A 9,120-nucleotide genomic window follows, 5' to 3' on the forward strand; every position below is an offset into this window, starting at 1 on the left:
CATGGACGCAAGACGGCCCTCATGGGCGAGCCGATCGAGCTGAGGCGCGGCGAAGACGGGAACGCGACGGTGACCGGCGGCAACGGACGTGCCCTGCCGGCCTGCATCCGCTATGGCCATGTCTGGTCGTCGCTCGGCGACCCGCAAAAGCCGTTGTTTGCAATCCCCGAGGCCGATCAGCCCGGCCGCCGGCTCGTCGATGTCGGGGTGGTGCGCGTGCGCTGCTCGCCGCTGCGCGCGGTGGAGAACTTCCTCGACATTGCGCATTTTCCTTTCGTGCACACCGACATATTGGGGGCCGAACCGCACACCGAGGTGCAGAACTACAAGGTCGAGATCCGGGAGGACGAAGACGAGGTTTGGGCGACCCAGGTGAAGTTCTACCAGCCGCAGGCCGCCAAGTCGGCGGAGGGCGGCATCACCACGGAATACATGTATCGCGTGCCCGCGCCGACCTGCTCGATCCTCTACAAGACCTGCCCGCCGCGCCCGGGTGAATGGGACGTCATCACGCTTTTCGTGCAGCCGCTTGCCGAAGATCTGTGCGATGTCTGGCCATGGATGGCGCTGTTCGACGACGAAACGCCGATGACGGACCTCATCCACTTCCAGCAGACGATCTTCGTCCAGGACCGGTCAATCCTCGAAAACCAGATTCCGGGGCTGCTGCCGCTGGATCCCGGCATGGAGATCCCCACGAGAGCGGACCTCACCTCGGTTGCCTACCGGCGCTGGCTGAAACGTCATGGCTACACCTACGGCGCGCAACTGGTGGCGCAATGAAGCTCTTCGACTACGTGCTGTCGCCGAGCTGCTACAAGGTGCGCCTCATGGCTGCGCTGACCGGGGTGACGCTCGACATCCGCCCTGTCGACTTCCATCCCGGTGTCGAGCATCGCGGTCCTGAGCTCATGGCGCTGAACCCGGCGGGTTCGATCCCGATCCTGGAGGATGGCGATCTTGTCCTCACCGAATCCTCGGCCATGCTGGTCTACCTCGCCGCCAAGGTGGCGCCGCAATGGCTGGGCAACGATACGGCCGGGCAGGCGGCGCGCGTCCAGCAATGGCTTTCCTTCGCGCACCGGCTTACCGCCAGCCTGGGCGCCGCGCGCCTGCACGAGATGCTGCTGCGTCCGGGCAATATCGCTGTCCTCCAAGGGCAGGGGGTAGCGGCCCTGCGGGAGCTGGAGGCTGGCCTTGTCGAACAGCAGATCCGCGGCCAGCGCTTCCTTGCGTCGAACCGGCCGACGATCGCCGACATCGCCTGCTTTCCCTATGTGGCGCTGGCGCCGGACGGCGGTGTTTCGCTCGATCCCTATCCTGCGATCCGGCTCTGGTCGCGGGCGATCCGCGCCATCGATGGCTTCATCGAGATGCCCGGCATCCACCGGCTGCACGAACTGAAGCCCGAGCCCGTGCCAGAAGTCGGCGAGGCCTGACGTGGCTGGCTATCTGTTGAAGAACTGCGCTGCGGTCATCGTCGACGAGGGCAACGGTCCTGACGTCCGGCGCAATGTCGATGTCCTGACCGACGGCCCGGCGATACGCGCCATCGGCGAAGGTATCGACAAGGCGGAGCTGCCCGCCGGGACGGTAGCGTGGGACGCCGCCGGCTGGTTTGTCTATCCCGGCCTCGTCAACACCCATCACCACTTCTTTCAATGCTTCGTGCGCAACCGCGCCGATCTGGACTGGACGAAGCTGTCGGTCATCGAATGGCTCGACCGCATCTATCCCGTCTTCTCGCGGCTGACCGAGGAATGCTTCTACCACGCGTCGGTCACAGCGATGGCCGAGTTGATAAAGCACGGCTGCACGACGGCGTTCGACCATCAGTATTGCTTTCCGCGGCATGCCGGCAAACGGCTGGTCGACCGGCAGTTCGAAGCGGCCGAACTCCTCGGCATGCGCTTCCATGCCGGACGCGGCGGCAACACGCTGCCGAAATCGGAAGGCTCGACCATCCCCGACGCGATGCTGGAAACGACCGACGAGTTCATCGCCGACTGCGCCCGGCTGATCGACGCCTATCATGATGCCGGTCCTTTCAGCACGCGCCAGGTCGTCGTCGCGCCCTGCCAGCCGGTCAACTGCTATCGCGAGACCTTCGTGGAATCGGTGGCGCTGGCGCGCGACCGCGGGGTGCGCCTGCATACCCATGTCGGCGAGGGCGAAAGCCCGGTCATCGAGGCCCGTCACGGCATGCGCACGGTGGACTATTGCGCGGAGATCGGCTTCTGCGGGCCGGATGCGTTCTATGCCCATTGCTGGGAACTGACCCACGACGAGTTGCGCAAGATGGCCGCCAGCGGCACCGGCGTCGCTCACTGCCCGGAGCCGGTCTATCTCGTCGGCGCCGAAATCACCGACATTCCGGCGATGTCGGCCTTCGGGCTCAATGTGGGTCTGGGCTGCGACGGCGCCGCCTCGAACGACAATTCCAACCTGATGCACTGCATCCATTCCGCCTACATGCTGCAATGCCTGGCGGCGTCGACGCGCGGCCATCCGGTGCCGCCGCCGGCCGATTTTCTCGGCTATGCGACGACCGGGGGCGCGGCGCTGCTCGGGCGCGGCGACATCGGCAGGCTGGCGCCCGGCATGGCCGCCGACCTATTCGCCATCGACACGCGGCGCATGGACTATGTCGGCACCAGGCACGATCCGCTGAGCCTGCTGGCCAAGGTGGGCATCGGCGCGCCGACCGACATGACCATGATCAACGGCCGCATCGTCTGGGCCAAGGGCGAGTTCCCGGGCCTCGACGAGGCCCGGCTGTTCGCGCAAGCCGAGGCGGCGCTCGCGACGGTGGAATTTTAGCAACCAAAACAAGGGGAACCGACATGCTGACAAAACTTACCCGCAGAACGTTGATGAAGGGCGCGGCCGCCTCCGGGCTCGTCGCCGCGGTGGCCGGCCGCGCGTTTGCCGCCGACGAACCTCTGGGTATCGTGCTTGTGGTCCCGTCGCCGGTCGGCGATGTCGGCTGGGGCCGCGCGCTCGCCGACGGGCTCGAGCCGGTGAAGGCGGCCTACGGCGACAAGGTGAAGGTGACCGTCATCGAGAACATTCAGGAAGGACCCGATGCCGACCGGATCATGAACAAGGCGGTCGCCGACGGCAACAAGTTCCTGATCGCCGGCTCCTTCGGCTACCAGAATGGCGCCCTGCAGATCGCACGCCGCAATCCCGACGTCACCGTGCTGCACGCTTCCGGTTTCCAGGTGGCGCCGAACTTCTCGCCCTTCGCGGCCCAGTATTCCCAGGGCACCTACCTGATGGGCATGGCGGCAGCCGCGCTTTCAAAGACCGGCAAGCTCGGCTCGGTCTCCGCCTTCGCCATTCCCGAGCTGATCACCTCCATCAACGCCTTCACGCTCGGAGCGCAGGCGGTGAGGCCCGATGTCGAGGTTTCGGTCGTATGGGTGAACTCCTGGTTCGATCCGGCCAAGGAGCAGGAGGCCGCCAAGGCGCTGTTGGCGCAGAAATGCGATGTGATCTTTTCCAACGCGCAGGACACGCCCTCCGTCGTCTCGGCCTGCGAGGAGGCCGGCGTCCCCGCCTTCAACCTCAACTCGTCGATGAAGAAATACGCGCCCAAAACCTATCTTGGCTGTGTTGCGACCGACTGGTCGCCCTTCTTCAAGGCCTCGGTCGACGCCCACATCGCCGGCACCTTCAAGGGTGGCAACGCTTTCCTGGGTGTCGGCGACAAGGTTGTCGAGGTCGTTGACTGGAACCCGGGTATCCCGGCCGACATGATGGCCAGAATCAAGGAGGTTGAAGCCAAGATCGCCGCCGGCAGCTTCTCGCCCTTTGCCGGTCCGATCGCCAAGGCCGATGGCAACGAGGGTGTCCCCGCCGGCAAGACGATGACCGAGGCCGAGATCGTGGCCATGGACTGGCACGTCAAGGGTGTCACCACGCCGCTGCCCAAGTGACCATGACCGTCCCGCTCCTGTCGCTGCGCGGCATCTCCAAGAGCTACGGCCAGATCCATGCCAATCGAGACATCGATCTGGACGTGGCTCCGCGCTCGATCCACGCGATCCTCGGCGAAAACGGAGCGGGCAAGTCGACGCTGATGAAGCTGATCTACGGCGTCGAGCAGCCCGACGCCGGAACGGTGATCTGGAAAGGCGAACCCCTGGCCCTCGCGTCCCCGGCAGATGCGAGGCGCAAGGGGATCGGCATGGTGTTCCAGCATTTCTCCCTGTTCGAGACGCTGACGGTGGTGGAGAACATCCGGCTGGTTGTGCCCGCAAGCAAATCGGATCTTGCGCAACGCATCCGTGCGCTCGGCCGCGCCTTCGGACTTGAAGTCGATCCGCTCGCCCATGTGCACGCGCTCTCGGTCGGGGAGCGGCAGCGGGTGGAAATCATCCGCTGCCTGATGACCGAACCCCAGCTCCTGATCCTCGACGAACCGACTTCCGTCCTGCCGCCGCAATCGGTGGACAAGCTGTTCGAGACGTTGCGGCGGCTGCGCGATGGCGGCGTTTCCATCCTGTTCATCTCGCATAAGCTGGAGGAGATCCGCGCGGTCTGCGACCATGCGACCATCCTGCGCGGCGGCCGCGTCACCGGCAATGTGGACCCGCGCGACCATGACGCGCACGACCTCGCCCGCATGATGATCGGCCGCGACATGCCGCAGCCCATGCCGGGGGTCGCGCATTCCGGCGGAGACAAGCGCCTCGAGATCGTCGGCCTCGACCATCGGCCGGACGACCCCTTCGCCGTGCCGCTTTCCGACGTCAACCTGACGGTGCGGGGCGGCGAGATCCTCGGCATCGCGGGCATATCGGGCAACGGCCAGAGCGAACTCGCGGCGCTGATCTCGGGCGAGACGGTGCTGCCGCGCGAAAAGTCCGACCGTATCTTCATGATGGGAAAGGATGTCGGCGCGCTCGATGCGGCGGCACGCCGCCGGCTGGGCTTCGCTTTCGTCCCTGAGGAGCGGCTCGGCCGCGGCGCGGTGCCGGAAATGTCGCTCGTCCTCAACAGCCTTCTGACCGCCCATCCGTTCGGCCTGCTGAAACGCGGCCTTGTCGACACGGCCCGGGCGAAAGCTTTCACCGAGGACTGCATCCGCCAATACGACGTGCGAACGCCAGGTTCCGAAGCGGAGGCCGGCGCGCTCTCGGGGGGCAATCTGCAGAAGTTCATCGTCGGCCGCGAGATCATGCTGTCGCCGAAATTGCTGTTCGTGGCGCAACCGACCTGGGGCGTGGACGTCGGCGCGGCCTCCGCCATCCGCCGGCGCCTCGTCGCCTTGCGCAACGAAGGCATGGGCATCCTCGTCATCTCGGAGGAACTGGAGGAGCTGTTCGAACTCTGCGATTCGATCCAGGTGATCCATCAGGGCCGGCTGAGCCCGCCATTGGTGACGCGCGACACCAGACCCGAGGAGATCGGCCGCTACATGATCGGCGCACATTCGACGGCCAGGAAAGTCCCTGCATGATCGCTCTCTCCAGGCCGTTCCTTCCCGTTCTGGTTCGCCGGGAGCATGCCTCGCTTACCGTGAAGCTGGTCGCCCCGCCCGTGGCGCTCGGCCTGGCGACTCTCCTCAATCTCGGGCTCTACCTCCTGATGGGCCGCGATCCGGTGGCCGTTTTCCACACGATGCTTCTGGAACCTTTCCTGTCCTGGGCCTCGTTCTCGGAAGTCCTGCTCAAGACCGGGCCGCTCCTGCTCATCGCGCAGGGGCTTGCGATCGGCTTTCGCGCAAAGGTCTTCAACATTGGCGCCGAGGGCCAGTTCGTCCTCGGCGCGATCTTCGCATCGGCCATCCCCATCTGGTTTCCAGCGGCGACGGGCCAGTGGATCTGGCCCTCCATGCTCGTCATCGGTGCGTTGGGCGGCGCGCTGTGGGCATCGCTCACCGCCTTCTGGCGCGTCAGGCTCAACGCAAACGAGATTCTCGTGTCGCTCATGCTGGCGCTGGTTGCCGCGCAATTGCTCAACTATCTGCTTCTCGGCCCATGGAAGGATCCGAACGGCTTCAACTTCCCGCAATCGGTGATGTTCCAGTATGATGCGATGGTTCCGATCCTGATCCCCGGCACCCGCGTCAATGTTTCGCTGCTTGTCGCCTTCGCATTCTCCCTCGCCGCCTGGATCTTCATGCAGAAGAGTTTCGCTGGCTACAAGCTGCAGGTCGGCGGCCTCGCGCCGCACGCGGCCGGATACGCCGGCTTCAACGAAGGGCGCGCGATCTGGCTTTCGCTGCTCATCGGCGGCTTCGCGGCAGGTCTCGCCGGAGCGGCCGAGGTGGCTGGCCCGCTTGGTCAGTTGCAGCGCTCCATCTCGACCGGCTACGGCTACGCCGCCATCATCGTCGCCTATCTCGGTGGCCTTCACCCGGTCGGTATCGTCTTTTCCGCGCTGCTGATGGCGGCCCTCTACATCGGTGGCGATAACGCCATGGTCTCGGCAAATCTGCCGGTCGCAGCGGTCCGGGTCTTCCAGGGCAGCCTGCTGCTCGCCTATCTCGTCGCCATCGCCTTCGTCCGCTACCGGCTCGTCTGGCGCCATGCCGTCCACGGAAGCACGTCATGAACGCCGTCGAGTTCATCGTCGCCGGGATGCTGGCGGCGGCCACGCCGTTCCTACTGGCGGCGCTCGGCGAACTGGTGGCCGAGCGGGCCGGCGTCCTCAACCTCGGCATCGAGGGGCTGATGGCCCTCGGGGCGGTCATCGCCTTCATCGTCGTCCATCAAGGCGGCGGGCATCTCCTCGGTTTCCTCGCCGCTGGCCTCGCCAGCGCTGCTCTTTCCCTTGTCTTTGCTGTCATCGCGCTGGGATTCCGCGCCAACCAGGTCGCGGTGGGCCTCGCCATCGGCATACTCGGCCAGGGCCTCTCGGCGCTGTTCGGCAAGAGCTATGAAAGCCTCACGGTCAAGGGGCTGCCGAAGCTTTCGTTGCCCTGGCTTGCGGATATCCCGGTCTTCGGCGGCCTGTTCGCCCAGGACGTTGTCGTGTGGCTTTCGCTTGCCGCGACCGTCGCCATCTGGGCGATGTTCGCCTACACCAAGACCGGCCTCGTCGTTCGCGCCGTCGGTGAGAACCCCAAGGCGGCGCATGCGCTCGGCTATCCGGTGATCGCCGTACGCTTCGCAGCCGTCGCCTTCGGCGGTGTGCTGGCGGGTTTCGCCGGCGCCTACGCAGCCGTGGTCTACACGCCGCTGTGGGCCGATGGCATGATCGCCGGGCGCGGCTGGATTGCGATTGCGCTCGTCGTCTTTGGCACATGGCTCACCAGCCGGATCTTCCTCGGCGCCTGCCTCTTCGGCGCCGTGTCCCTGGCAAGCCTGGCGGCCCAGGCGACCGGGCTGGGCGTTTCCTCGCAACTTCTGTCGAGCCTGCCCTATCTCGTGACAATCATCGTACTTGGCATCATCTCGTCGAACCGGCGCCTGCTCAAGCTCAACGGCGTGGCTTCGCTCGGAGAGTCTTTCGAGCGATAGGTACGCAGCACCCCCGGCGGCCCCCTCATTGCGGCGGAAAGAAGCACTGGAACCAGGAGAGTCGACATCGCATGAGGATATCTCTATATACCGGCGGCTTCGGCGACGCGCCCTGGGTATTGTGCGGTCGACGGCGCTGCGAATGTGCTGACCTCTATTGTGATGCAAATCGGTCTGAAAACCGGAAAAGCAAAATAGAAACAATAGTATGATGCTGGGTATCCCAGCCACCGCCACCATCATCCTCAACGATCAGAACGTGTTCCTTGAACCTTCCCACCTCTCGCACCCTGTGGACCTCGGGCAAGATCAACTTGCCGGGCGAGGCCGACTCGGCTGGAATGGGAGCATGCATCCTTTGCGGGATGCCGACGTTTATGATTACCAACCGGCATAGCCGCTAGGGAAAAGCAGTATGAGTGAACATGCGATCGAGTTCTTGCGGGAGTGGATTGGCGAGAAGGTTCACTGCCAGCACTCGCCGGCAAAGATCGAGACGCAGGCCGAGACCCTTGCCAAGGAGTGCGCGGCCAAGGCGGCCGAGGAGGGCATTCTTCTGGAGGACATCCAGGAAGAGGTCGGCGACATCAAGGAATTGATCGCATCGCGCCTCGAAGAGGCCGCCGAGGCCAGCGAGCAAGAGACCAATCCGGATAAGCCGTCCGAGTGATAGCCCGGCCCGGAGCAGCCGGGCGAGGGACGCCTGTCCCAGGCAGCGCCTACTGGTTCGGGAATCTGGCCTGAAGCCAGGCCTTCGGCAGCGCCGGCACGAAATTGCCGTCCCGCCCTGTCATGTCCTCATTGGCGACCAGCGCGTTGAGGATCGCTTCCTCCACTCCTTGCACCACCGCATCGAAAAACGGATCGATATCGACGTCAGGGACGAAATCGGCATGCGCGATCCGGCCTGACGGCGCCAGCGCGGCCTCCGGGTTGGCGGTAGAGAAGGCGAGAAAAATGTCGCCCGAACTGTGGTAGCCGTAGCCGCCGGTCATGGCGATGCCGAGCGGGACACGCCTCGCCAGCCGCTTCATCTGATGCGGCAGCAAGGGCGCGTCGGTGGCGACGATGGCGATGATCGAGCCCTTTTCGGCGCGCGGTGTGCCTTCGCGGATCGCCGGTTCGGCGAGATCCGGCCCGACGCGCTGGCCGCGCAGGGTGAAATTGCGCCGCTTGCCGAAATTCGCCTGCACGAACACCCCGACGGTGTAGCGGCTGTCCTGCCATGCGACGATGCGCGAGGCGGTGCCGGACCCGGCCTTGAAGCCGAACGAGATCATGCCGGTGCCGCCGCCGACGCTGCCTTCCTCGATTGCGCCGACGGCAGCGCTGTCGAGGGCGCCGGCCACATCGTCGAAGCTGACATGATGGCCATTGATGTCGTTGAGGAAGCCGTCATAGGTCTCCGCCGCCACCGGCAGGCCCCAGCCTGTGTCGAGCGCGGCCGGCAGCACCTTGTGCATCCAGCGCAGCGTGCCGTCGCGGGTGACGCCGCAGGAATGCGTGTTGGTGATGGTGACCGGGAAATTGAAGGCGCCGGTTTCCTCGATGATGTGCGACCCCGTCAGCTCGCCATTGCCGTTCTGGCTGAAGACCCCGGCAAGGACCGGCGTGGCGAGTTCCGCCTTCGGCCTGGGCAGGATGGCGG

General features: G+C 65.3%; 9 protein-coding genes. 8 read left to right on the forward strand and 1 reads right to left on the reverse strand.

Going from position 1 to position 9,120, the window contains the following annotated elements:
- From EN781_RS16805 to EN781_RS16840, 8 genes are all read left to right on the forward strand, one after another.
- A partial coding sequence (locus tag EN781_RS16805; RefSeq protein ID WP_145965527.1) for an aromatic ring-hydroxylating dioxygenase subunit alpha occupies nt 1-783 on the forward strand: 783 nt, incomplete at its 5' end.
- Entirely contained in the window at nt 780-1,439 is a 660-nt protein-coding gene (locus EN781_RS16810) for a glutathione S-transferase family protein (RefSeq protein WP_126056428.1), read from the forward strand. The genes EN781_RS16805 and EN781_RS16810, both read left to right, overlap by 4 nt.
- 1 nt (nt 1,440) lies before the next feature.
- The gene (locus EN781_RS16815) at nt 1,441-2,820 is read left to right on the forward strand and encodes an amidohydrolase (protein WP_126056427.1); all 1,380 of its coding nucleotides are present in this window, start codon (nt 1,441-1,443) and stop codon (nt 2,818-2,820) included.
- A gap of 26 nt (nt 2,821-2,846) precedes the next feature.
- Nucleotides 2,847-3,941: a BMP family ABC transporter substrate-binding protein gene (locus tag EN781_RS16820; protein WP_189347630.1), complete on the forward strand. Its 1,095-nt coding sequence runs from the start codon at nt 2,847-2,849 to the stop codon at nt 3,939-3,941.
- Between the two features lie 2 nt (nt 3,942-3,943).
- Nucleotides 3,944-5,467 carry an ABC transporter ATP-binding protein gene (locus tag EN781_RS16825; RefSeq protein ID WP_127400163.1) on the forward strand — a complete coding sequence of 508 codons (1,524 nt, stop codon included), beginning with the start codon at nt 3,944-3,946 and terminating at the stop codon, nt 5,465-5,467.
- Nucleotides 5,464-6,564: an ABC transporter permease gene (locus tag EN781_RS16830; RefSeq protein WP_126056425.1), complete on the forward strand. Its 1,101-nt coding sequence runs from the start codon at nt 5,464-5,466 to the stop codon at nt 6,562-6,564. Before EN781_RS16825 ends, EN781_RS16830 begins: the two co-directional genes overlap by 4 nt.
- The gene (locus tag EN781_RS16835; RefSeq protein ID WP_126056424.1) at nt 6,561-7,472 is read left to right on the forward strand and encodes an ABC transporter permease; all 912 of its coding nucleotides are present in this window, start codon (nt 6,561-6,563) and stop codon (nt 7,470-7,472) included. The genes EN781_RS16830 and EN781_RS16835 overlap by 4 nt, the downstream gene beginning before the upstream one ends.
- 415 nt (nt 7,473-7,887) lie before the next feature.
- Entirely contained in the window at nt 7,888-8,142 is a 255-nt protein-coding gene (locus EN781_RS16840; RefSeq protein ID WP_126056423.1) for a DUF768 domain-containing protein, read from the forward strand.
- A gap of 49 nt (nt 8,143-8,191) precedes the next feature.
- Here EN781_RS16840 and EN781_RS16845 read toward each other — a convergent pair.
- Nucleotides 8,192-9,120, reverse strand: a 929-nt coding sequence (locus EN781_RS16845; protein WP_145965528.1) for a P1 family peptidase, incomplete at its 5' end; no start/stop codon positions are given.

Origin of the sequence: Mesorhizobium sp. M4A.F.Ca.ET.090.04.2.1 (assembly GCF_003999085.1) — a bacterium.
Classification (GTDB): Bacteria; Pseudomonadota; Alphaproteobacteria; order Rhizobiales; family Rhizobiaceae; genus Mesorhizobium.

Coding starts and splice junctions, on each gene's coding strand:
- EN781_RS16835 (WP_126056424.1), top strand. CDS start 6,561: ATGAACGCCGTCGAGTTCATCGTCGCCGGGATGCTGGCGGCGGCCACG.
- EN781_RS16825 (WP_127400163.1), top strand. CDS start 3,944: ATGACCGTCCCGCTCCTGTCGCTGCGCGGCATCTCCAAGAGCTACGGC.
- EN781_RS16840 (WP_126056423.1), top strand. CDS start 7,888: ATGAGTGAACATGCGATCGAGTTCTTGCGGGAGTGGATTGGCGAGAAG.
- EN781_RS16830 (WP_126056425.1), top strand. CDS start 5,464: ATGATCGCTCTCTCCAGGCCGTTCCTTCCCGTTCTGGTTCGCCGGGAG.
- EN781_RS16810 (WP_126056428.1), top strand. CDS start 780: ATGAAGCTCTTCGACTACGTGCTGTCGCCGAGCTGCTACAAGGTGCGC.